The sequence below is a fragment of the Deltaproteobacteria bacterium genome (assembly GCA_018668695.1).
In the GTDB taxonomy this organism is placed as follows: Bacteria; Myxococcota; XYA12-FULL-58-9; order XYA12-FULL-58-9; family JABJBS01; genus JABJBS01.
The window spans coordinates 1-23,791 of sequence record JABJBS010000409.1 but is presented as its reverse complement, the minus strand read 5'-3'; the positions used below and the strand labels follow the sequence as shown (position 1 = coordinate 23,791).

Here is a 23,791-nt window from a genome sequence, read left to right as displayed (position 1 = left end):
CTGTTATTTAAGTATGATGCATCAAACGCGGTTCACACTCTTATTTGTTCTTTTGGTACTCTGCTCGCCATTCGCCGGCTGTGGCATTGATACCAATCCCTTTCCAGGAAGCAGTGACGATTCCTCAGCCCCTGTGGCAGGAGCCGAAAATGCTTCGGGTGATGGTGCAAACGAGCAGGCCAACGAAACGAGCGATCCAGACTCAACCACTGACTCCGGCGACATGGGTACCTGTGATACCGCACCTGATGAATCCAATGATCAAGGCAGAGAGCCGTACAGCATTTTCCACGCAAACCAGCGTCAGATCGTTGTCGGCGAAGTAGAGAGCGTGAATCCAAATGGACTTGTCCAACTCTTCAATGCGGAAGGCACCGAGCTGATTCAAACTTCATCGGCAAGCGATGGGTCATTTGCCCTCGAGAGTGACGCCTCTTTACCAGAGAGCATTAGAGTACAAAGCTCGAATGACTCCGACGCGGATATCGCTATCCAGGTGGGTCTTACAGATGCCACCACTGCTGCCTATGAAAGTAGCCTGGCGCTCAATCAAGCATGGTCGGAATCAGATTCCAGTGGCGATGCGGGATTTAGTGACGACTCTGGATTAAGCCTCGAAACCGCAGGGAACACTCTGGAGCTTCGCGGCGCCACGGGCACTTTTCTACCGGGGCTAACAGTCGTACTTGCCAACTTAAGTCAGAGCATGGCCATGGCTTCACAAGTGAATATTGACGGAAGCTTTAGTACCTGGGTTGAAGCAGAGTCCGGCGACACCATCGCCATATTTACCGTAGAGCACGGCAGCTCAAACGGGGGCGGAACGCCTCTCATTATACAGGCACCTTAAAAGCTCAGCTTGTTAATTTAATCCTGATTTACGAAGTCCAAGCATTTCAAATCGCGGCTGGCGCATATGAAACGCAACCGCCAATCCGCCATTGGAGCGGACAACACGTGCCGGTACAACCAGAGGGATACGGCCGTCGCAAAGGTCCACCTCCAACAAGAGCTTCTCTCCCACTACCCGTGGGTTTGCGTGAGGACAATAAAGACCTCCTGCACTGACATTGGAAGCCATCATGACCGCCCGCTGTTTCCCGACTTCACTGATCGCTAAAATCATAGAAAATCGTATATCCACCCGGCGATTGCCCTCATCTATAACCATTCCCGCGCACCTTTTCCAAAGACAGAAAATCCCTCTACACAAAACTTGCGAGGGTTTCCAATTCCAAGCGCTTTATACCGATCGGAGAGTAGAAAAGTGGTGAGGCTTGCTGTGCAAATTGCGACAAAGCAAATAAACCTCTTAGTGGGAATCTAAGGAAACACCCTATTTAAAGAGGGCATTGAGTTTTGCTAAGGCATCGTTTGGATCCTCTAGCATCTCCCGCTCGCCCTGAAAAACTTTATACATACCGCAAAAGTTTGAGCGTTCTTTGTCTGGAATATATTCAGAAATAGTCTCGCGGCACTCATTGTGTGACCCTGGATCATGGTACTCGCAATTTTTACAAGCACGCATATCATTGCGACAGTGAGGACACTCATCGCTTCGCGTTACTTTGTCATCCATCTCTGTTGATTCACCACATGACCAACAAGTAAATGTCCATTCTGCCACGATTTTTCTCCTGGATTGAGCCTATTCGAATGAGCGCTCTACGTTTTATTTCGCATCTGCGCAACAACGAAATCCAATGAGGGCGTCCTTGGTGCCGGAAGATTCATTGGAGCGAGCACTGCATCGCCCCGAATACATATCTTGTTCGGCAGAACCTCCCTTAACAACCTTGTCAGCAATTTCGTCCGACCATGAGCTTTGGGTCCATTCTGCCACATTGCCAGCAAGATCAGCCATCCCAAAACCACTGCGGCACGCATCAAAACGTCCCGAAGGTTTCACCGAGGCGTTACCATCTTCACTCAGGTTGCATGTACCTTCACGGTAGGTGTTTCCGAAAGGAAAACGGGTACCTGTGGGTCCCTTACAGCCCCGTTCCCATTCTTGTTCCGTGCACAGTCGTTTACCCACGGCGCGGCATGATGAGCGCGCTTGAGACCAATTTACACGTACTTTAGGAGCCCGGTTGCGGCTGTTGGGATATTCATAGATGTCCATACAGAAGGCATCCATTCTAATTCGGCGTGCGTTCAAATCACCAAAACCCCTCATGGAGTCTCCTTGGCGGCTTCCCACAGTAAACGCTCCGGCTTCAACTAAGATCATGCCTCGTCGGCAACCCGGCTCACGGGGTTCGGGCTCAATCACTGGCTCATCGTCGATTGCGAAATCATCTTTCGCTGCAGGACGCTTCGTTGCCACTGCTGCAGGCGGCGGCGGCGGGGGTGGAGGTTGCGTCAAACGACGCTCAGAGGATGGGGTCGGTGGCGCTGCTACGGGTTGAGCTACCTTTGGTGCCACCGTTTTCACCGGCTGCACATTGACCGACCCTGTATTTTTAATCGTTTCGTTCGGCTTTGGAATGACCGGTTTGGCATCACCGGCTTGATCTTGCTTTTGAGCAGCATCATCACCTGGAGCCATATCTGCTACTTCACCCTCGACCGCAGGAATCAAAACAGGTGGTTCCGGAACGGGAATCACAGTGACTTTCTCAGCCGGAACCGGGGTCGCCACATCACTGCCAGAATTGATTAAAATCGCCGCTGAAACCACCACACCAAGTAAAATGATTCCAAGACCAATCCATCGACCATTCGCCGATGGCTGCTTAGCAACATGCATGGCTTTGGTTGGAGGTAGGTCTTTGATTTTCAATTCGCCAAGTTCAGCGATTTGTTCCACCTGCGAATCATCGCCAATGACTAAATCAACGCCGGTAATCTCTTCGATATCAACGTTATCCGATGCCGTATCATCTGCCTCAATTTCCAGTAGAGCTTCTACTTCATCGATCTCAAAAACGCCTGAGTTCAACTCTACGGATTCGGCATCATCATCATCGTCTGGTAGTAGATTTGCTGCGAGCATCTCTTCCGCAATGACAACCGGTGTGGCTTCCAAGCCATCATCCTCTTCGATTTCAACAACAGGAAAATCGCTATCATCTACTTCATTAAAAAGTGCATCCACAAACGATGATGCTGATTCGAAACGACCTTCCGGATTTATAGAAAGCGCCTTGGAGAGAACCTGAAACATATTCTCGCCGAGTACCTCACGGGCACCATCCCAGCGAGCTGCACTATCACGGCCATAAACCACGCCAGACATCATCTCAGCGAAGATTACGGCAAGAGAATAGACATCGGAACGAGGCCCAGGCTTGCCTGTATCATTCCGAGATTCAGGAGCGAGGTAATGGTTCGATTCGTTGCCGTCGTGCTTAACAATAAGTGGACGCCGAGGGATGGCCTGATAATGCGCAACACCGGTTATTTTCAGAACATCGGGGAGAACAGTAATACTACCCGGGTATATACTTCCATGAAATTTAAAGCGCCCAAGGCTACTGAGCCCATCTGCCAACTGATTGAATAGAGGCAACACTTCGTTATGCTGAAAAACTTGCTTCTTCTCGATTCTCAAATCGATAATTCGGCGCAAGGTTAGGCCTTCGAGGTACTGCATCACATAATAGACAACATTGCCCTCACGGCCTTCTTCATAGAGGCGGGCCACATTGATGTGATCAACTTTGCGAGCTTTGCGGCAAACCGCGAGGAAATTATTGATTTCGCGTTCGCTTTGGATCAGTTTCGAATCGATAACTTTTACGGCAACATCTTGTTCAGTGTTCTCGTCACGAGCCCGAACCATCCAGCCCGCAGCTCCGGAGTCGCGAAAAGATTTGACCCGGTATCGACCGGCAATTTTATAACCGACTTCAAAAGGGAAGCTACCGTGAAGACCGTCACCATTTTCGTGTAAAGCTTTGCGGGCGGTCCGGCGCCGCTCGGCAGAAAACGGAGCTCCGCATTCACCACACTTCTTGGCACCATCTTCTGTATATGCACCGCACCTGTAGCAGAGCACGCAAGCCTCCAACCCGCTCAAGAGTGTCGGGAAAAACCCGGAAATAGCATAGCCGGATATCCAGAGGCAACCAACTAACGCTGGTGATTTCAAGGGCTTGAAACTCAGGGCCCCCTGCACTACGACCGGTTCAAGCCACCGAAGGACGGAAACATGAAACTTAACCGCACTCTTACACGCGGAACCCTGGTCAAACGGTACAAGAGATTTCTTGCTGATATCGAGCTGGAGTCCGGTGAGATCATCACTGTCCACTGTGCAAACTCGGGAGCTATGACTTCCTGCGCGGAGCCGGGAAGTCCTGTTATCATTAGTGATTCCGAGAATCCGAAGCGAAAATTACGCTATACCTGGGAACAGATTAAGATGGGAAGAACCTGGGTTGGCGTCAATACCGGTACCCCCAATGCGGCCATCGCCAACTGGATAGCCCTAGAAAAGATCCCCGAGCTAAGCGGCTACCCCGAGATCAAACGCGAGGTAAAATATGGCCGAGAAAAAAAATCCAGGATCGACGTCTATTTAAGTGGAAAGCCCGGTGAGCCCGACTGCTACGTCGAAGTTAAGAATGCTACGATGCGCGTGGGTAACTACGCCGCTTTTCCAGATGCCGTCACTGAACGGGGTAAAAAGCACCTCTACGAACTCGCTCACGCGGCTGAACAAGGGTCCCGAGCGGTCATGCTATTTTTTATCGGGCGCAGTGACTGTAAACAGTTTCGCCCAGCCGACGAGGTCGATCCGAAATATGGGGCAGCGCTCAGAGAGGTGGCTGACAAGGTTGAGCTTCTTGCTTACCGATGCCAATACAAACTAGACGGCAGCGTTCATCCCATCGAAAGTATTCCCGTAGAGCTTTAAGCTTTTCCTTCAGAACCGGCAAAGCTCCCCAAAGCGTGGTAGCCCGCATCTACAAAGATCGTATCTCCAGTCATACCGCGTCCCAAATCACTTAGGGCAAAGACTGCGGCGCCTCCCACATCGTCAATATCGACATTACGACCCAGCGGCGTCACATCTGCCACTTGATCTAATATCCCTCTCATTCCCTTAATACCTGCAGCTGAGAGAGTTTTGATCGGTCCGGCGCTGATGGCGTTGATGCGAATACCTTGAGGTCCGAGGTCAGCAGCCAGATATCTCACACTTGCCTCAAGCGCGGCCTTGGCCACTCCCATCACATTGTAATTTGGAATCACCTTCTGGCTACCGTAATACGTCAACGTAACTATTGAGCCTCCATGATCACTTTTCGCCAACAAACCTTCCATTTCTCTCGCCAAAGCTACCAAAGTGTAGACAGATGCATCCATCGCAGTCCTAAAGCCTTCTGAGCTCGTATCCACAAACCGGCCTTCCAAATCCTGTTTTTCGGCAAAGGCAACGGCATGGACGACGAAATCTAGAGTCCCCCACTTTTTCTCAATCTGCTCTCTTACTTTCGCGAGCGACTCAGGTTGCGTCAGATCACACGGCATCACCCACTCGGCCCCAAGCTCTTCAGCAATGGGATTGACGCGCTTGGCCAAACGTTCATTTTGGTAGGTTAAAGCCAGGCTGGCCCCTTGAGCCGCGCACGCACGCGCTATGCCGTGCGCGATACTGCGCTCATTGGCTACTCCAACTATTAAACCACGCCGATTTTCTAAGAGTTTCATGATGTACGATCCTTATCGAAAGCTACAATATCGCGCCAATTACGGGATGAGCACGAAAACACCGCCAATTACCGCTCAGAACGCGTCAGACTCGGCCCCCTCGCGCTTGCGACACCTTCTCTAGAGGAGTAAGTAGCGGCCCTCAAGAAGTATACTTAAGGGTAAGGGAATCTTTTAATTATGGCATACGAAAAACTTACAGCACCAACCACAGGCGACAAAATTACCATCAATGAAGATGGCAGTCTAAATGTACCCAACAATCCGATTATCCCATTCATCGAAGGGGACGGCATTGGTCCAGATATTTGGGCAGCCTCTCAACCTGTCTTTGATGCAGCTGTTGAAAAAGCATACGGCAGCGAACGTAAAATCGAATGGTTTGAAATTTTCGCGGGTGAAAAAGCTGTTTCAGAATACGGCGACAACCAGTGGCTTCCGGAAGATAGTCTTCAAGCTATCCGCGAGCACGTTGTTGCAATCAAAGGGCCACTGACCACACCTGTTGGCGGCGGCATTCGTTCTTTGAACGTTGCGATTCGGCAACTGCTTGACCTCTACGCATGCGTACGACCCGTTCGATATTTCAATGGCGTACCTTCTCCAGTGAAGCACCCAGAGAAACTCGACGTTGTTATCTTCCGTGAAAACACTGAAGACGTCTACTCGGGCATTGAGTGGAAACAAGGCACAGAAGAAGCCGCAGCAATGATCAAGTATCTCAACGATGGTCCAGTTAAGGACCTCGGCAAGAAAATTCGTGAAGACAGTGGTCTGGGTGTGAAGCCTGTAAGTATCACAGGCTCTAAGCGCTTGATTAACCGTGCCGTAAAATATGCGATCGACAACAACTTGCCTTCCGTGACGCTCGTTCACAAAGGCAACATCATGAAGTTTACTGAAGGCGCATTTAGAGACTGGGGCTATGAGCTCGTTGAAGAGTCCTACATGGATGCGGCAATCACTGAAGACGATGTGTGGAGCAAGCACGACGGTAAGGTTCCAGAAGGAAAAGTTCTGGTTAAGGACCGCATCGCTGACGCAATGTTTCAGCAGCTTCTTCTTCGCCCTGATGAGTACTCGGTTATGGCAACAATGAACCTGAACGGTGATTACCTTTCAGATGCATGTGCCGCACAGGTAGGCGGACTTGGTCTTGCTCCTGGCGCCAACATTGGTGACGAAGCCGCTGTCTTTGAAGCAACTCACGGTACAGCGCCGAAGTATGCAGGTCAGGATAAAGTAAACCCATCCAGCGTGATTCTTTCTGGCGCTCTTATGTTCCGACATATGGGCTGGGGAGATGTTGCAGACCTCATCGAAAAAGGCATCGAAGGTGCTATCGACAATAAGACAGTGACCTATGACCTCGAGCGCCAAATGGACGGAGCTAAGCTTCTTTCATGCAGCGACTTCGGTAAGGCCATCGTAGACAATATGTAATCTGGGTTAGGGCAGCACGATGAACCGTGCTGCCCTATTCCATTAATTTTAAGTTAATTTATTTGTATTGAGGAGAATTAAAATGGGACGAACATTCGAAAGACCAAAATTGGCCATGATTGGCGCAGGACAAATTGGTGGTAACCTGGCTCTTTTCGCAGCTCAAAAACAGCTCGGTGATGTGGTTCTCTTCGATATCAAAGACGGTATGCCACAAGGTAAAGCACTCGACATGCTTCACATGTCTCCAATGCAGGACTTTGATGCCAAGATTCTTGGAACCAGCAATTGGGACGATGTTGCAGGCGCTGACGTTGTTATCGTTACTGCCGGTATCCCACGCAAGCCAGGCATGAGCCGCGATGATTTGCTCGACACCAACGTCAAGATCATGACCGACGTTGCTACAAACTTGAAGAAGCAATGCCCAGACGCATTCGTCATCGTCATTTCCAACCCACTCGACGCCATGGTTTACACCATGAAAGAGATCACCGGATTTGATGCTAAGAAAGTTGTAGGTATGGCTGGTGTGCTCGATTCAGGTCGATTTGCATACTTCGTAGCCGAAGCTCTTAATGTTTCTGTTGAAGACGTGAACACTTTTGTTCTCGGCGGACACGGCGACACAATGGTACCTGTCATTGAGTATTCAAATGTAGGCGGAGTACCTCTTACGCAGCTTATGGAAATGGACCAAATTGAAGCCATTGCCAACCGCGTTCGTAAGGCTGGCGGCGAAATCGTTGGACTTTTGAAGACTGGTAGCGCGTTTTACTCGCCTGCTGGAGCCGCCATCGAAATGGCGGAAGCTTATCTCCGCGACAAAAAGCGTGTTCTTCCTGCAGCAGCACAGTGCAACGGTGAATTCGGTGTGGACGGCCTCTATGTAGGCGTTCCAACTGTTATCGGAGCCGGCGGCGTTGAACGAATTCTTGAAGTGAAGCTCTCAGAATCAGACACAGAGCTGATGGGTAAGAGTGTTGCTCACGTTAAAGATCTGGTCGAACAGGTTAATAAACGTCTAGCATAAGTCGCATCTACCCGCTGATCTAAGTTACAATTTTGTGGCCGCAATCGGCGGGGATCTTCTCTTACGCCATCAGGATTTGCAAAAATCGCTCAATGGCGTAAGAGATGTTTTCTAGTGTGGTTCCTAGATTAAGCGACCGAGACTTATCGGTCCTACATATAATGAGAAGGGTTCATCCATGAGTTGGTTGGTTGACTTCGTTAAATCGTCTATCGGCGCAAAGGTCGTGATGGGCGTAACCGGTGTCATGCTCATTGGTTTTGTCATCATGCACATGGTCGGCAACCTTCAGGTCTTCCTGGGGCCTGAAACACTTAATGCGTACGGTAAAATGCTTCACGACCTCGGCGGACTGCTTTGGGTCGCACGTTTTGGGCTCATCGGCGCAGTTGTATTACACATCGCCTCTGGGCTTCGCTTGGCTTCTTTGAACAAAGCAGCCAGACCTGTTCGTTACGTTCATGAGACAACTGTCCAGGCATCTTTTGCCTCGCGTTACATGAAAATGAGCGGAATCGTGGTTTTGGCCTTTGTCGTTTATCACCTGCTGCATTTTACGCTTGGCGGTGCTACGCCAGACCACACCGGCTTAACGACACAACTGGCGGACGGTACCGAAGTCAAAGACATCTATAAAATGGTTGTCTTAGGATTTCAGCAACCTGCTGTATCCGCTGCATATATTATCGCTATGGTCTTGTTGGGACTGCACCTTAATCACGGTGCAACCAGCCTCTTTCAAAGCCTTGGGCTACGAAATGCGAAATACAATACCCTGATTGACAAGGTGGGGCCGGCGCTGTCTATCTTCGTTGTTGTCGGCAACTGTTCCATGCCCATCGCCATCTTAACCGGCGCAGTTGGCTTAGTAGGAGGTCATTGAAATGAAGTTAGAATCCAATGAACCAACAGGTGATATTGCAGGCAGATGGGATAAACACCGTTTCGACATGAAACTGGTGAACCCTGCCAACAAACGTAAACTCAGCGTGATTGTTGTTGGCTCTGGCTTGGCTGGTGCTGCTGCATCTGCAACTATGGCCGAGCTTGGTTACAATGTTGATTGCTTTTGTTTCCAAGATAGCCCGCGCCGCGCGCACTCGATTGCGGCACAGGGTGGTATCAACGCAGCTAAAAACTATCAGAATGATGGCGACAGCGTTTACCGACTCTTTTACGACACCGTCAAAGGCGGCGATTTTCGCTCACGTGAATCAAACGTTTATCGCTTGGCTCAGGTCAGCACGAACATCATCGACCAATGCGTTGCCCAAGGCGTGCCGTTTGCACGTGACTACGGTGGTTACCTAGCAAACCGTTCTTTCGGTGGTGCTCAGGTAAGTCGTACATTCTACGCTCGAGGACAAACCGGCCAGCAGCTGCTGCTCGGTGCATACGGTGCCCTCTCCCGCCAGATCCACTTGGGTCAGGTGAAAATGCACACCCGTACTGAGATGCTCGAACTGGTCCTCGTTAACGGCCACGCTCGCGGTATTATTACTCGCAACCTCTTAACAGGTAAGATGGAGTCTTGGGCTGCCGATGCCGTTGTGCTCGCAACCGGTGGATACGGAAACGTCTTCTACTTGTCGACGAATGCAATGGGCTCCAACGTCACCGCAGCGACTCGCGCGTACAAAAAAGGTGCTGGTTTCGCCAACCCTTGCTACACGCAAATTCACCCAACCTGCATCCCCGTTTCCGGAGATCATCAGTCTAAACTAACGCTGATGAGCGAATCACTGCGAAACGATGGACGTGTCTGGGTACCGAAGAAGTCAGGCGATACAAGAACGCCTGTTCAGATTCCTGAAAACGAGCGAGATTATTACCTGGAACGTCGTTACCCTGCATTTGGTAACCTTGTACCTCGTGATGTTGCGTCCCGCGCAGCCAAGATGGCTTGTGACGAAGGCATGGGCGTAGGCCCCGGCGGACGCGGCGTATTCCTCGACTTCAAAGACGCCATCGGGCGTGTTGGTAAGGATGCCGTTAGCGCACGCTACGGTAACCTCTTCGACATGTACGAACGGATCACCGACGACAACCCATATGAAACGCCGATGAGAATTTATCCAGCGATTCACTATACGATGGGCGGCTTGTGGGTTGATTACAACTTGATGAGTAACATTCCAGGCTTACACGTTGCTGGTGAGGCAAACTTCTCCGACCACGGTGCAAACCGGCTGGGAGCCAGCGCTTTGATGCAAGGGCTTGCAGACGGTTACTTCGTATTGCCGTACACCATCGGTAATTACTTTGCGACTTCAGGTCAGGGCAAGGTCACTACCGACGCCCCTGAGTTCAAACAAGCACTTAAAGACTGCGAAGATAGAACCAAAAAGTTTCTTTCGCTCGATGGGAAGAGAACGGTCGATGACTTCCACCGTGACCTCGGCAAAATCTGCTGGGAACACTGCGGTATGTCGCGAACCAAAGAAGGCCTCACTCAGGCTATCCAGGATATAGGTTCTCTTCGTGAAGAATTTTGGACCAACGTTAAGATACCCGGAAGCGGAGCAGAGCTGAACATGGAGCTTGAGAAAGCTGGACGTGTTGCTGACTTCCTCGAGTTTGGTGAAGTGATGTGTAACGACGCGTTGGCTCGTGAAGAGTCTTGCGGCGGTCACTTCAGAGAAGAATACAAGACCGAAGAAGGCGAAGCGCGCCGAGACGATGAGAATTTCTGCCACGCTGCAGTTTGGGAATATGCCGGATATGGCAACACTCCCAATCGACATAAAGAGGAAATGGAATTCGAATACGTCAAGCTGGCGACAAGGAGCTACAAGTGAAGTTAACACTACACATATGGCGTCAAAAGAACGCCCAAACACCCGGTCAAATGGTGAGCTATACGCCAGACAACATCAGTCCAGACATGTCCTTTTTGGAAATGCTCGACGTCGTCAACCGAGGCCTCATTATCAAGGGCGAAGAACCTATTGCATTTGACCATGATTGCCGTGAAGGCATTTGCGGGATGTGCTCTTTGGTCATCAACGGTCAGCCTCACGGGCCGGAAAAAGCAACGACAACGTGCCAGCTCCACATGCGTAAATTCAAAGATGGCGATACCATCTATATCGAGCCATTCAGAGCCAAAGCATTTCCTGTCGTCAAAGACTTGGTCGTGGACCGCTCGTCTTTTGACCGGATCATTCAAGAAGGCGGATACGTAAGTGTGAACACAGGCGGAGCGCCTGATGCAAACGCAAATCCTATTGGTAAGACAATAGCTGATGACGCATTCGATGCAGCTGCTTGTATTGGCTGCGGCGCATGTGTTGCCACCTGTAAGAATGCGTCGGCGATGCTTTTCGTTTCTGCGAAAGTTGGACAACTTGCGCGGCTCCCACAAGGACAAGCCGAGCGAGACAGCCGTGCCAAGAACATGGTCGACCAAATGGACGAAGAAGGATTCGGAAACTGCACCAACCAAGGTGAGTGCGAAGCTGTCTGTCCTAAAGATATCAAAATTAAGTATATTTCAGAACTGAACCTGGAGTACACGCGCTCAGTTCTAACTGGAAAATAGCATCATGTTAAAATTCGGGACTCTTCTTTTGGCTCTAGGTCTCTTGCAGGCTTGCAGCTCCGGTACTGAGCCGTCCAAATCAGTGGAACCAGCTCCTTCTAAAGCCCAATCGGTCATCAAAGCGGATGCTCAACCCGTAAAGCAAGAAGCCCCAGTCGGCCCTAAGCTCTACGGAGAGGCGTTCACTGACGCAGTTCCGGCGGTAGCCCTTGAAACTCTTCTAAAGAGTCCCGAGGCATACGTTAAGAGCCCAGCGCGTGTAACCGGTCATGTTCGTAAGGCGTGTACGAAGAAGGGTTGCTGGATGGAGCTTGCCACTTCAGCTGACGCGAAAGCACCGGGTTGCCGAGTGACTTTTAAGGACTACGGATTCTTCGTACCTTTAGATTCAGCAGGAAGCAGCGCTCAACTGGTTGGTACAGCCAAACTGGAGATTGTTAGTAAGGACCACGTGGATCACCTCGAAGGTGAAGGTGCCACATTCGCGAACAAGAATGCGGATGGTACAGCCACAGAGGTTCAAATCGTAGCCACGGGTGTTGAGTTAACACTTTAAACCCGGGCTGAATCATCGCAATGATGATTCAGTGCCAAGTACCCTGCCAAGCCAACCGTCATCCAAAAAAGAGCAGCCACCGAAGGGTGGAATAAAAAGTCGTGAACAAACGACAACAAGAATGCTCCGACCAATCCGAACGTCATCCCTATACGTTTCGCGCGAAAGCCATCGTCAGACTCCCGACCCGGGACTCGCCAACTCTTTTGAATCGCAGAACCAATAAGGGCCATAAGGAAAAGCCAGACTCCCACGCCGATAAGGCCACCTTCCGCCCAAGCTGTTAAGTGCTGGCAATGACTGTTGACGGTGTATGACTGAGCCAATTCGGGATCGATGAAGAAGGCCCGTGAAGACCTTGAATAGGTTCCCAGTCCGGCACCAAGGATGGGATGCGCTGAAGCCACCTTAACGCCATGGGACCAAGCAAAGCCTCGAATACTCACCTTATCTAAGGCTATGGGTGCTTTGACATCAGGCGCGTAGTTCACCCCTGTCGTGATGACGAACGCCATTCCTGCGGTAAATGCTACCGCCAAAACACCACCGAGTAAGTCTCGCAAGGACGGAATACGCTCCAGAATAATCAAACCCAACAAGCATAGAATCGAGACACCAAAACCCGCTTTTGCAAACGTGAAAAAACTGAAGCAACCTAAAATGGATGCCACGAGTAGCAAAGCCAACCGGGTGGTAAAAGTCTTTGCGAGCACACTAAGCCCAGCTAAAAGCGCCAACGACCAAACAAGGGTCACGGACGTTTTAATCCGGTTTCGCAGCGGTCCGGTTGCTGCCTTGATTCGTGTTCCCGGAATATAGAGTTGCCCGCGGTAATGCCTCTTCTCCGTTTTCTCGGCCTCAGACATCAAGAGTCGCTCCATGGGAAAGGAGCCTTTTTTGTATTGCATCAGCCCTGCAGCCGAGGCGACCCCAGCTCCTAGGAGTGCCCCAACAATTAAGCGCCGCCAGAACAACCGGTCAAAGGAAGGCAAGACACGGTAACCAACCACTGCGGTCAAAATGAACAAGCTCTTATAAAGATGAGAAACCCGCGGGGTGTTGCCATGAACCAAAGCAGCCAGCAGCCCCTCGGCAATCCATGCTGTCGCAATCAATACAAACCACGCCCACCATTGCCTGGTTCTTAAACTTTCTGCGAAGGTGTTCCAAGACTTGATGAGTGTCATCTCATGGTTACGCCAGTCCGCAACGAGCCAACAAGTGGCCGAGAGTAGAAGCGCGAGGTAACTTCCCGCCTCTGAAACCAGGCACAGGCCAATCCCAATAACAACCAACCACCTTGAAATTTGATATAATATTGTCACTTAAAACGTGTTCTCACATTCCCTGAAGTGGGCGCTCTTGAAATAACCGTTAGCGACTTTCCCATAAAATTGGCGTTACATAAAGCTTCCACCACAGACACGAATTCTCCGCACCGAGTCTTTATCCTTGCTCCTTTAAAGCTTCGATTTCAAAGGCTCCGGTCCAATTCGTATCTACGGCCTGACGACTTTGCCATTCACAGCGGCGAATAAACAGCGCTACAGCCAAGTCGCTTGGATCAACCTCAGCGCAGTGTTCAAAGGTCTCTAAGGCCCCCTTAAAATCCGCAGCCCAAAATTGCCGCAATGCTCGCTCATAATCTTTTTTGTATGAGCCCCTTCGCTGCAGTAGCGCAGGCTCCAGCACATCCAAAACTTCATAAAGCACAACCGGTTCAACCCGCCCTTTAACCCGTACCCGATCTAAAATTCTCACCGTGAATTTTGCAGGATTTTCCAGCCGGTCGAAAACGGCCTCACTGATCAACAACGGCGCCCCATAGACCTTAGTCAACGATTCGATACGGCTGGCTGTATTGACGGCATCGCTGATCACCGTGCCCTCCATACGCCCCGTCGCGCCAATGGTACCCAGCATCATCTCGCCCCAATTGATACCCATACCTATATCGAAGGTCTCTTTGCCTGCCTCCCGAAGCTCCACATTGAAGTCAGCCAAAGCCTTCATCATCAAGATCCCGGAATCTACAGCATCGTCCGGCCTGCGGTCGAATAATGCCATGATGCAGTCGCCGATATATTTATCGACAAACCCATTATGAGAATCGATAACGGGCTCCATGCGCTTTAAATAATCATTTAAAAAGATAAAATTATCCTTCGGACTCATTTTCTCCGACATAGAAGTAAACTTTCGGATATCTGAGAAAAGGATAGTCATGTTCATAGCCACATGATCACCAAGCTTTACCTCCGTAATACTGTCTTTACCCAGCAGGGCTAGAAAACGGCTCGGAACAAACCTCTCATAAGATTTCACCAAACGCATTTGCTCATCGAGTAATCTCGCTTTGGTATGAAATTTATCTCGTCTTTCTTCGTTGATACGCTGACCCAGAGCAACTGAAAGAAGCATCACTTCAAGCGTTGCTCCAATTTGCAAACCGTATTCGGTAACAACATTGTGCCCAACCAAACCCAGCTTGCTCAGGGAGAAGACAACTGCACCTAATAAGAAAGCTGACCAAGCCAGGGTGAAAGTCTTGGCAGGACGAAAGCCTTCTCGCCATCGACCTACCCCCACAAAGATGATTCCTCCCGCAGCCACAATGGCCAATACGGAAACTGTGCGAGCTATCCATGAATATTCGACGACAAACGCACACGCCGCTATACCAACGGCAATCGCCCCGACCCCGTCAAAAAAGCGATAACTTTTTAGACCGCGTTTTCGAAGCTCTAGAATCTCGTTGGAGAAGAATGCCGCAAAAGCGATGGTTAATGAAATCGCAACTCCACCGCTGATAGAATGCCACCATGAATTATTGGGCCAAAGGTTCTGATAGGTAAAACCCTGGTGAAAGCCCTGATAAGAAGCTTCCATCATAACAAAAGCAACGTAGAGTAAATAAGCGCGTTCCCGGATCGCTAAAAATATAAAGAAATTGTAAATTGCCATCACCAACATGATTCCAAAAAACATACCTTGTATGAGTTGGACCCGCTGATCTGACCGATAAAACTCCGACGACCGCCAAAGCATTAAAGGAACCTGTAAACTGGTGGTCGATGCGATGTGTAAATAAACCGTAAGTTCTTCCACACCCTTGGTAGGCAATGGGAACAGGTAGTTTCGATGTTCCACAGGCCGGGTAACAAATGGCAGACTGTCTCCAGTCTCATAAACGGACAAAAGCCGTTCTCCACTGAAGATCCAAACATCCACTTGGTCGAGATTTGCATATGCCAGTTCAAGCAACCACGAATCTTGACCAGAATAATCAACTCTGATCGGAAGCTTCAACCACGCATGGCTTTTTGTGTAACCTAAATTAAGCGTTCCCTCACGCAGCTCCCAAACAGAATCAAAGCTGGCGTCTCGAATATCATTCAGTTCAAGTTGTGCCGCATCATCGACTATTAAAAAAATCTCTTTGACAGGTATTCGAGCTTGGCCAGCCAAAACAGGGACCTGAATAGACTCCGCCAGGAGCAGCGCCGAACTTAAGAGCAGTGGTAGGCCGATAAAAATCGCACATCTCAATAAAGACGCCCACCTGAGCTTGACCAAATGCATACCCTTATTGAACCTTATTTGAAGCTCCCAAGCCATTGATTTATCACGAGATTATTAAAATCCGCCGGGTACAAAAAAAAGCCAGCAACTTTTAGCTCATGGTACCGATAACCTAAATATCTACCCTCAAGTACATTAAGAAAAAATCATGACTGCTATCACAACACACGCCCTACAAGCTGCCACTTTAATAAACTCTGCCAAAGCTCCTACCGCTCGCCAAGAAGACAAAGCTCAACCTACGCCATTACCTATTGATAGCTTCGAGCGCATCGCTGCCGATCATGCCAAAACAGGTGTTGATCCTCGGCTCCTTCAATCAATTGAGTCCGAAAAAATAGCACGGACTGAAAACCCGGTTTTTCCATCATCCCCTCTCGTGGACATTCAAGAGTTCAGCGTGATTGCAGAAAAGCTCAGCGCGGAGGCCGCGTTGAACCTACAGCCTGGCAATCGCAGTGGTTTTCTAAAGTCACAAATCGAGCCCGTAAAGGGAGTTGTTCTTGCACTGCATGGCTGGTCGGCCGGAACTTGGCAATTCGAACACATGGCAACCCAGCTCACCGACCAAGGGTACCATGTGTACGCGCCACGGCTTCCCGGGCACGGTCTCGTAAACTCCTCCGGTAAAGCTGTATCCACCGGGTTTCCTCAAAACGATGAGTCTCAAATTTACCGCGACTACGCCGATGCAACCTACGCTGAGGCTGCTTCAGTTGGGCTTCCAATCAGCATTGTCGGACTTTCAGGGGGCGGTGCGATTGCCCTTGATATTGCTGGGCGGTATCCAGACATTCAATCCGCCACACTCTATGACCCCTTCTTAAGTCCAGCAAACCCAGCAGAAGCCTTGGTTAATGCCGCACAATTCATAGATAGATTTACCTTTGGTTTTGCCAGCTATCTTTTACGACTCATCCCCATCGTTTTTGGCAATGCAAAAAGCGACCGAGATGCATGGGGACGAGATGGGCATGTTGATTTCGATGGTGGAATGATTTTCGGTCTGTCTCAATATGGTCAACGTGCTGTAGCAGACTCGGGAAACTCATCGGTACCATTACAAATCGTTAGTTCAGAATATGAAAGCAATGTGGTCAGCCGTACACTTCTTAAAGAAGTTTATGAAGCCAATACCGCAACCCGGGGCTGGTACCATTTCCCGACTGAAGCAGAAGTACCGCATGCTATGATTCACTGGAGAGAATTTGAAAACGATCAGTCTCGCGCTGAGCTGCGTAGCCTAACATTTGATTTTATTGATCAATTGAACCCTGCGACCTTCAATCGGCCGCGCTGAATCAAAAAAACTAATCGTCCCCGAGGACGCGTTTTTTCAACTCGTCTTTATTGAATTCCGCAACGCGCCCCGTGGTCACCACCTCAGCAAATGTTTGCAGAGCATGCTCTAGGTCGTCGTTGATAATCCAAGAAGAGTAATTGACCGCACCTTCAATCTCTTGACGAGCAGCTTCTAGGCGTTTTTGAATCACATCCTCTACATCGCTCGCACGCCCTCTCAAACGCTCCTCTAAAACCTGCATTGAAGGGGGTACGATGAAAATTAATAATGCCTCTGGCATCTTCTCTTTGATCTGGTAACCGCCCTGAATATCAATATCGAATAAAACGTTGATACCACTCTCAAGCTGACTCTTGGCTGCACTTAAGCTGGACCCATAATAATTACCGTGCACCTGAGCCCACTCTAAAAAAGCGTCTTGTTCAATCAATGCTTTAAACTCTGCTTCATCAACGAAGTGGTAATCTACGCCGTCTTTTTCTTGGCCGCGCGGTGCCCGCGTGGTGTGCGAAATCGAGAACGATAGTCCGGGCAACTCATCCATCAAACGCCGACACAGGGTAGTCTTCCCGCCGCCGCTCGGCGCCGAGACAACGATTGCCTTACCTCTTTTAGAAACTGACTCACTCATTCGGAAGGCTTCTCTTTCAGCTGCTCACACAACTCTGTGGTTGAATGGTCTTTAGGATCCCCCACAATTTCCACACGGCCCCCCAACCGTTTCACCAATGCAGCCTCAGGCACAGACTCTACCGTGTAGTCTGTTCCTTTCGCGTGTACATGCGGCCGAATAGCCTCAATGATAGGTTCGACGGTCTTGTCATCGAAAACAACAACCCAATCGATTCCCGCCAGCGCTGCGACGATTTCAGCTCGTTCAGCATCTGGAATCATGGGCCGGTTGGGACCTTTTGACAATTGCACTGAGCTGTCTGAATTCACCGCGACAACCACACGCTCTCCATGCTCCGCGGCACCTTGCAGATATCGCACGTGACCCACATGCAATAAGTCAAAGGCACCATTGGCTAGAACAATTGTTTCGCCGCGCTCATGGGCTGCGTCCGTTAGGAGTGTTAACTCGTCAAGATTGACTAGGAGCCCCATGGATTAAGCTCCATGGACGCCTGGACGGAAGCATCGATAAGCTCCTCAGGACTGCATGTTGCGGCACCGCTCTTGTTTACCGTGACACCCGCGGCACAATTGGCAAGGCGCATGGCATTTTCCATTCCAAGCTCCGCCGCGACAGCCAGACAAAAGGTTGCCATAACGGTATCCCCTGCCCCTGTAACATCGGTCACTTCTTCCTCACCAACAATATCAACATGTGAAACATCATCATCGGTAAACAAAGACATGCCGCCGCGCCCCAGAGTAAGAAGGACAGCTTTCACGCCAAGTTTTTCTTTAAGCGCATGCCCAGCGCGCAATGCCTGGTCCGGTGATTCAATTTCAAAACCAATCACCGCTTCAGCTTCGGGCACGTTGGGAGTTATCGCAGTCACGCCTTTAAAGGCGCTGAGCCGGTAACGGGAGTCGACACAAACAATCTTACCGTCGGCCGCAAGCTTTACCGCTAAGTCGATGGTGGCTTGCGAAATAACGCCTTGCCCATAATCACTGATAATTATCGCATCGACCATTTCGGCCCGCTCAGCCAAGTGCTTTGTGATCACTTGGTGAACTTCTTCTGGCAAAGAGTCTGGTTCGTCATCTAAACGAATGACCTGCTGACGTGCTGTACCCGCTGCACCCGCCATCACGCGCGTCTTCACAGAGGTTGTTGTCTTCGATCCCACAACGCCTTGGATATCCATCCCGGCATCGTGCAGCATCTTACGGACAACTTCACCGTTGGCATCGTTTCCCAGGCCGGTGACCACTTCCACATCAGCACCGAGTGCCCTTAGATTTAAAGCTGTATTTGCGGCGCCACCGAGTCGATATTCTTTGGACTCTTTACGGACAACCAAAACGGGAGCTTCCCGACTGACCCGCAAAGTTTGGCCGTAAACATAGGCATCGAGAATCATGTCTCCCACAACAAGAATCCGGCAATTGGAAAACTTTTGGAGAGCACTGGCAACAGTAGCAGTCACGCGCGCCTCAATCGTTGGAATTATTTTGGCCTATGGCATCAAGTTCTGTGAGCAGCGCACGAGAACGACCGGCGACTTCACGCTTGAATTGTCGATTATCATCAAGGGCCCGAAAATAGTCATCAGCAATATTCAAGGCCGCAAGCACGGCCAGTTTTGTGGGCGCAACCGCAGCACCTGCCGAGATTTCATCCACCTTACGTTGAATATAAGTCGCGAGCTGTTCAATACGCCTAGGATCATCATCAGCCTTCAAGCGCATGCGCTGGCCGAGAATGGTCACTTCAACCGCTTCTTGAGTCTGTGTTCTGCTTCCGCCGTTACCACCATATTGTGTCATGAATATTCCTGCCCCCAGCTCTGATTGTTGCTCTACCCAAGGTTTGCCGCAAGGGTCAAGCAGCAGAAGATTCAAATAGTCCGTTCACAAAAGATGGTGCATGGAATGGGCGCAGATCATCTGCTTGCTCACCTACACCTACAAAACGAACTGGTATTGCTAACTCATTTGCAATGCCTACTACCACACCGCCTTTGGCCGTGCCATCGAGCTTCGTAAGAATTACGCCAGTAAGTCCGACTGCTTCATTAAATTGGCGTGCTTGCAGGACAGCATTTTGCCCGGTGGTGCCATCCACGACCAACCAGGTCTCATGTGGGGCTCCATCCAAAGACTTGCCGGCCGCACGTCCTACTTTCTTGAGCTCTTCCATGAGATCGTTCTTGGTATGAAGACGACCGGCTGTGTCTGCGAGAATAAAATCTGCATTAACTTCGCAGCCATGGCGGACCGTATTATAAATAACGCTGGCAGGATCCGAGCCTTCATCGCCCGTGATGACCTTACAATCGGTTCGCTCACCCCAGACCTTTAGCTGCTCAACAGCGGCGGCTCGAAAGGTATCGCCGGCCCCCATCACCACAGAATGACCACGAGATTTGAGTAATGAGGCAATTTTACCGATCGATGTCGTCTTTCCGACTCCATTTACACCGATAAATAGGATCACTTTTGATCCATTCGGCTCTTTGGCTAAAGGATCGTCGTCGTTCGAGACCTTATCCAGCGCCTTTTCGATGTGCTCACGAAGCGCCGCGCGAACTTCTTCGCCCGAGGAGAGATCCTTAGATGCTACTCTAGCCCTTAAGTCGTCGACCATCTCCATGGCCAAGCGAACACCCACGTCGGCAGTTAGCAAAGCCTCTTCGAGCTCGTCCATCACGTCATCATCCACCGAGCCTTTGCGACTAAAAATGGATGCGAGCTTACCCATGAAGGAGGCATTGGTACGCTTCATGCCTTCTTTAAGACGAAGATCGTCCCCGGCAGGAGCAGCTTCTACAACCGGTTCCGGCTCAGCAGCGGCCTCTACAACCGGTTCTGGCTCAGCGGCGGCTTCTACAACTGATTCTGGCTCGGCAGCGGCTTCTACAACTGGTTCTGGCTCGGGAACAGCTTCAACAACGGGTTCCGGCTCGGCCTTAGGTGCAACCTGAGCCGTGGGCTCAGCGAACTCGGCCGAATCTTCCTCAGCGTAAAGCTCTTTTTTGCGCTCAGCAGAGCGTTTTATGGCCTTAAAAGCCAACCAAACAAAGCCAACCGTGAGGGAGGCTAGGACAATCATGCCAATCATTTCGCCGTTCATGCAGCCGGATGTAGCTGGCATGGGTGAAGGGTGTCAATAAGCCTTGAGATTAAGAGCTGTGAAATCGCGCTTAATTGAATTTCCGAGAGAGATTCTTTGTGATAGCAGCCCAGCCATGACCAGATCGCATTCCATGATGATCGTAGCGGGCGAAGCCTCCGCAGACCTGCACGGCGCCGAGGTGGTCGCGGAACTCAACCGCCGAGACCCCGATTTGAAGATTTTTGGCGTCGGTGGCCAGGCGATGCGCTCACATAAATTTGAGGCTCTGGTGCCCGCCGAAGAGATGTCATTGGCTGGTCTCACTGAAGTTCTCATGGGCCTTCCCCGCATGTTCCGGATCATGGGGGAGCTTACCCAAGCAGCCCAGACCCGCCGCCCCGATGTCGTCATGCTTATTGATTTACCCGACTTCAACATCCGCCTCGCTAAGCGCCTCAAGAAACTTGGCATCCCAGTCGTCTATTATATCAGTCCCCAAATTTGGGCTTGGCGCCAAGGGCGTGTTGAACAAATTCGGCGATTCGTTGATAAAATGCTGGTTATCCTTCCCTTCGAGAAAGACTTTTACAAAAGCCATGATGTCGACGTCGAATTCGTCGGTCACCCCTTAGTGGAAGAACTCGCCGATGCCCCCACCCAGGCCATTGCACGCACACAGCTCGGTCTTCAAAAACCAAACGGGCCTATCCTCGCTCTCCTACCTGGAAGCCGGCACAAAGAAGTCAGTCGCCACCTACCTATTATGCTTGAAGCCGTAGGTTTGCTCCGGCAAGACTCGCCAAACATTCACGCCTTTATTCCTGTTGCCAGCACCATTTCCAAAAGCTGGGTAGAAACCTTGGTGGAAGAGGCAGATGTCAAAGCGCAGGTCATCGACGGCCAAGCCGTAGAAATTGTTCGTGCCTGTGATGCAGCCGTTGTGTGCTCGGGCACCTCCACCCTTCAAACCGCGCTTCTCCATAAACCTATGGTTGTGGTCTATAAAGTATCCTGGTTCACACATTTTATATTGAAGCGTCTCGTGAAGGTTGCCTACATCGCCTTAGTCAATCTGATTGCCGGCAAAGAGCTTGTCACTGAACTTGTCCAAAACGCTTTTACAGCTCCCCGGCTTAAAGACGAACTCAAAGAGATACTCGACAACTCCGATAAACAAAGTTCCCTTCAGGAGGGATTCGAAAAAATTCGAGCAAGCCTTGGCGATGGGGCGGTGGCTGGGCGGGTGGCTGACGCGATCTCGGAATTTATTAAACCGGCGGAACCAAAATCATGAGTCAGTTCAAAGCCGTCGTACTCCTACCCACCTACAATGAGATCGCTAATATTCAGAAGGTCGTCGACGCCATTTGCCAAGCGGCACCGATTGATATCCTCATCATTGATGACAACTCTCCTGATGGAACCGGTGAACTCGCCGACAACCTAGCAGAACGTTGCCCCAACGTATTTGTTCTTCATCGAGCAGCTAAGGCGGGGCTGGGCAAGGCCTATGTCAGCGGCTTTCACTGGGCAATGGCAAGAGGGTACACCCACATCATCCAAATGGATGCCGACCTTAGTCATCCACCTGCGGTGATTCCCAAATTATTAGAACTCACAAATCACTACGACATGGTTCTAGGATCACGATGGGTAGATGGGGGCGGCACCGAGAATTGGTCTAAAGTACGTCAACTCATCTCTAAATGCGGCTCATTCTATGCGCGTAAGATTCTACAAATCCCAATTCGCGACGTTACCGGCGGATTAAAATGTATTAAACGCGAAGTACTGGAAACCATCAATTTAGATGAGCTACAATCGGCGGGCTATGTCTTTCAAATAGAAATGACATACTTGGCCATTCAGGCGGGATTCTCCGTTTATGAAACGCCAATAATTTTCACTGAGCGTCAACTCGGAGAATCAAAGATGTCTGGCAACATCGTCGTCGAAGCAATCCTTCGTGTGCCCATGCTTCGGCAAAGGCGTAGACGATGAAATCCATGCGGCGACTATTCCCATATCTGCAATCACAGTGGCAAACGGTCGCCATGGCTTTTGGTTGTATGATTTTCTACGCTATCACCACAGCGTTCTATGCCTTCATCTCCGGCCCAGCCCTCAAATATATTTTTACAGGCGACGTCCAAGACGTTTTAAAAGACTCTACCGGTGAAATTCGTTCTGCCTGGAAAACCTTGCCGGACTCATGGCTCACCGGTCTGGAAAATCTTGCTCAAGACTACGCCCTCTGGCTACTGCCTGCGGTCATTGTCGTTGCCGCAACCGCCAAGGGGTTTGCTCAGGCGGGGCAATTTTATCTTATGGGTAAGGCATCTCAGCGAAGTCTTTTAGAGCTGCGCCGCGATGTTTTCAGAGCCCTGGTGAACCAACCACCTTCTTTTTTCGTCAAGCGCTCACACGGAGACTTACTAAGCCGGTTATCCAACGATGCAAACCAAGTTGAACAAGCTCTATTTTACGGCGTGGGGCCACTCTTTCGCGAGCCTCTCGTACTCTTCGCCCTTCTTGGTTACCTTTTTTACACCGACGCAAAACTTGCACTTCTTACTTTCATCACCGTTCCTGTTGCAGTGATTCCACTTGTTCGATTTACCAAGTGGCTCAAAAAAGTAAGCGGCCGTGGACAGCAAGCTCAAGCTTCCATCAATACGGTTTCCTATGAGGCTCTCGCAGGCATTCAGGTCGTTCAGGCCTTTGGCGGTGAGAAACGCGAAGAAGAGCGCCTACACCAAGCCGGACTTCATTATTACTCGCAGATGCTCATAAGTTATTTTATTCGTGCCGTCCGCACTCCCATCATGGAGATACTCGGTGCGGTAGCTCTCGCGTTGCTCCTCGGCGTCTTGGCTTGGTTGGTCCACCACCACGATGCTGACCCCGCACACTACATGAGCTTCTTTGCTGCGTTTCTATTT

23 protein-coding genes are annotated in these 23,791 nt (G+C 50.3%); 12 read left to right on the top strand and 11 right to left on the bottom strand.

Annotated features, from left to right (window positions below):
- Window positions 1–13 precede the first annotated feature (13 nt).
- Entirely contained in the window at window positions 14–850 is an 837-nt protein-coding gene (locus tag HOK28_24365) for a hypothetical protein (GenBank protein MBT6436246.1), read from the top strand.
- A gap of 12 nt (window positions 851–862) precedes the next feature.
- Here the strand turns inward: HOK28_24365 and HOK28_24360 are convergent, their stop codons facing one another.
- From HOK28_24360 to HOK28_24350, 3 genes are all read right to left on the bottom strand, one after another.
- Entirely contained in the window at window positions 863–1,171 is a 309-nt protein-coding gene (locus tag HOK28_24360; GenBank protein MBT6436245.1) for a PilZ domain-containing protein, read from the bottom strand.
- Window positions 1,172–1,336: 165 nt separating this feature from the next.
- Complete coding sequence (locus HOK28_24355) at window positions 1,337–1,627, bottom strand: hypothetical protein (GenBank protein MBT6436244.1); 291 nt, start codon at window positions 1,625–1,627, stop codon at window positions 1,337–1,339.
- Window positions 1,628–1,672: 45 nt separating this feature from the next.
- On the bottom strand, window positions 1,673–4,003 hold the full coding sequence (locus HOK28_24350) for an SUMF1/EgtB/PvdO family nonheme iron enzyme (GenBank protein MBT6436243.1): 2,331 nt from the start codon (window positions 4,001–4,003) through the stop codon (window positions 1,673–1,675).
- 153 nt (window positions 4,004–4,156) lie between these two features.
- Here HOK28_24350 and sfsA point away from each other — a divergent pair, with 153 nt between their 5' ends.
- On the top strand, window positions 4,157–4,864 hold the full coding sequence (gene sfsA, locus HOK28_24345; GenBank protein MBT6436242.1) for a DNA/RNA nuclease SfsA: 708 nt from the start codon (window positions 4,157–4,159) through the stop codon (window positions 4,862–4,864).
- Here sfsA and HOK28_24340 read toward each other — a convergent pair.
- Window positions 4,861–5,661, bottom strand: a complete 801-nt coding sequence (locus HOK28_24340) for an enoyl-ACP reductase (protein MBT6436241.1) — start codon at window positions 5,659–5,661, stop codon at window positions 4,861–4,863. The genes sfsA and HOK28_24340 overlap by 4 nt on opposite strands.
- A gap of 180 nt (window positions 5,662–5,841) precedes the next feature.
- On the opposite strand from HOK28_24340, the gene icd reads away from it, so the two are divergent.
- The 6 genes from icd (at window position 5,842) to HOK28_24310 (ending at window position 12,234) form a co-directional block, all read left to right on the top strand.
- On the top strand, window positions 5,842–7,104 hold the full coding sequence (icd, locus tag HOK28_24335; protein MBT6436240.1) for an isocitrate dehydrogenase (NADP(+)): 1,263 nt from the start codon (window positions 5,842–5,844) through the stop codon (window positions 7,102–7,104).
- A gap of 82 nt (window positions 7,105–7,186) precedes the next feature.
- The gene (gene mdh / locus HOK28_24330) at window positions 7,187–8,137 is read left to right on the top strand and encodes a malate dehydrogenase (protein MBT6436239.1); all 951 of its coding nucleotides are present in this window, start codon (window positions 7,187–7,189) and stop codon (window positions 8,135–8,137) included.
- Between the two features lie 178 nt (window positions 8,138–8,315).
- Window positions 8,316–9,020, top strand: a complete 705-nt coding sequence (locus HOK28_24325; GenBank protein ID MBT6436238.1) for a succinate dehydrogenase cytochrome b subunit — start codon at window positions 8,316–8,318, stop codon at window positions 9,018–9,020.
- A gap of 1 nt (window position 9,021) precedes the next feature.
- A complete protein-coding gene (locus HOK28_24320; GenBank protein ID MBT6436237.1) occupies window positions 9,022–10,935 on the top strand; it encodes a fumarate reductase/succinate dehydrogenase flavoprotein subunit in 1,914 nt (637 codons plus the stop codon).
- Entirely contained in the window at window positions 10,932–11,678 is a 747-nt protein-coding gene (locus HOK28_24315; GenBank protein MBT6436236.1) for a succinate dehydrogenase/fumarate reductase iron-sulfur subunit, read from the top strand. Before HOK28_24320 ends, HOK28_24315 begins: the two co-directional genes overlap by 4 nt.
- Window positions 11,679–11,682: 4 nt before the next feature.
- Window positions 11,683–12,234, top strand: a complete 552-nt coding sequence (locus HOK28_24310; protein MBT6436235.1) for a DUF4920 domain-containing protein — start codon at window positions 11,683–11,685, stop codon at window positions 12,232–12,234.
- Here the strand turns inward: HOK28_24310 and HOK28_24305 are convergent.
- Both HOK28_24305 and HOK28_24300 read right to left on the bottom strand, forming a co-directional pair.
- Window positions 12,231–13,559 carry a hypothetical protein gene (locus HOK28_24305; GenBank protein ID MBT6436234.1) on the bottom strand — a complete coding sequence of 443 codons (1,329 nt, stop codon included), beginning with the start codon at window positions 13,557–13,559 and terminating at the stop codon, window positions 12,231–12,233. The genes HOK28_24310 and HOK28_24305 overlap by 4 nt on opposite strands.
- A gap of 121 nt (window positions 13,560–13,680) precedes the next feature.
- The gene (locus HOK28_24300) at window positions 13,681–15,783 is read right to left on the bottom strand and encodes a guanylate cyclase (GenBank protein ID MBT6436233.1); all 2,103 of its coding nucleotides are present in this window, start codon (window positions 15,781–15,783) and stop codon (window positions 13,681–13,683) included.
- 181 nt (window positions 15,784–15,964) lie between these two features.
- On the opposite strand from HOK28_24300, the gene HOK28_24295 reads away from it, so the two are divergent.
- Complete coding sequence (locus HOK28_24295; GenBank protein MBT6436232.1) at window positions 15,965–17,116, top strand: alpha/beta fold hydrolase; 1,152 nt, start codon at window positions 15,965–15,967, stop codon at window positions 17,114–17,116.
- Between the two features lie 10 nt (window positions 17,117–17,126).
- Here the strand turns inward: HOK28_24295 and gmk are convergent, their stop codons facing one another.
- Genes gmk through ftsY form a run of 5 tightly spaced genes read right to left on the bottom strand, consistent with a single transcriptional unit; the run spans window position 17,127 to window position 20,888 of the window.
- Window positions 17,127–17,750 carry a guanylate kinase gene (gmk, locus tag HOK28_24290; protein MBT6436231.1) on the bottom strand — a complete coding sequence of 208 codons (624 nt, stop codon included), beginning with the start codon at window positions 17,748–17,750 and terminating at the stop codon, window positions 17,127–17,129.
- Window positions 17,747–18,226, bottom strand: coding sequence for an adenylyltransferase/cytidyltransferase family protein (locus HOK28_24285; protein MBT6436230.1), 480 nt, complete (start codon window positions 18,224–18,226; stop codon window positions 17,747–17,749). The genes gmk and HOK28_24285 overlap by 4 nt, the downstream gene beginning before the upstream one ends.
- Complete coding sequence (locus HOK28_24280; protein ID MBT6436229.1) at window positions 18,214–19,221, bottom strand: sugar kinase; 1,008 nt, start codon at window positions 19,219–19,221, stop codon at window positions 18,214–18,216. Before HOK28_24280 ends, HOK28_24285 begins: the two co-directional genes overlap by 13 nt.
- Before the next feature lie 7 nt (window positions 19,222–19,228).
- A complete protein-coding gene (locus HOK28_24275; protein MBT6436228.1) occupies window positions 19,229–19,561 on the bottom strand; it encodes a cell division protein ZapA in 333 nt (110 codons plus the stop codon).
- Between the two features lie 55 nt (window positions 19,562–19,616).
- Window positions 19,617–20,888: a signal recognition particle-docking protein FtsY gene (gene ftsY, locus HOK28_24270; protein MBT6436227.1), complete on the bottom strand. Its 1,272-nt coding sequence runs from the start codon at window positions 20,886–20,888 to the stop codon at window positions 19,617–19,619.
- Between the two features lie 94 nt (window positions 20,889–20,982).
- Here ftsY and lpxB point away from each other — a divergent pair, with 94 nt between their 5' ends.
- From lpxB to HOK28_24255, 3 genes are all read left to right on the top strand, one after another.
- A complete protein-coding gene (gene lpxB, locus HOK28_24265; protein MBT6436226.1) occupies window positions 20,983–22,143 on the top strand; it encodes a lipid-A-disaccharide synthase in 1,161 nt (386 codons plus the stop codon).
- A complete protein-coding gene (locus HOK28_24260) occupies window positions 22,140–22,850 on the top strand; it encodes a polyprenol monophosphomannose synthase (GenBank protein MBT6436225.1) in 711 nt (236 codons plus the stop codon). The genes lpxB and HOK28_24260 overlap by 4 nt, the downstream gene beginning before the upstream one ends.
- On the top strand, window positions 22,847–23,791 hold a 945-nt coding region (locus HOK28_24255; protein ID MBT6436224.1), incomplete at its 3' end, for a hypothetical protein. The genes HOK28_24260 and HOK28_24255, both read left to right, overlap by 4 nt.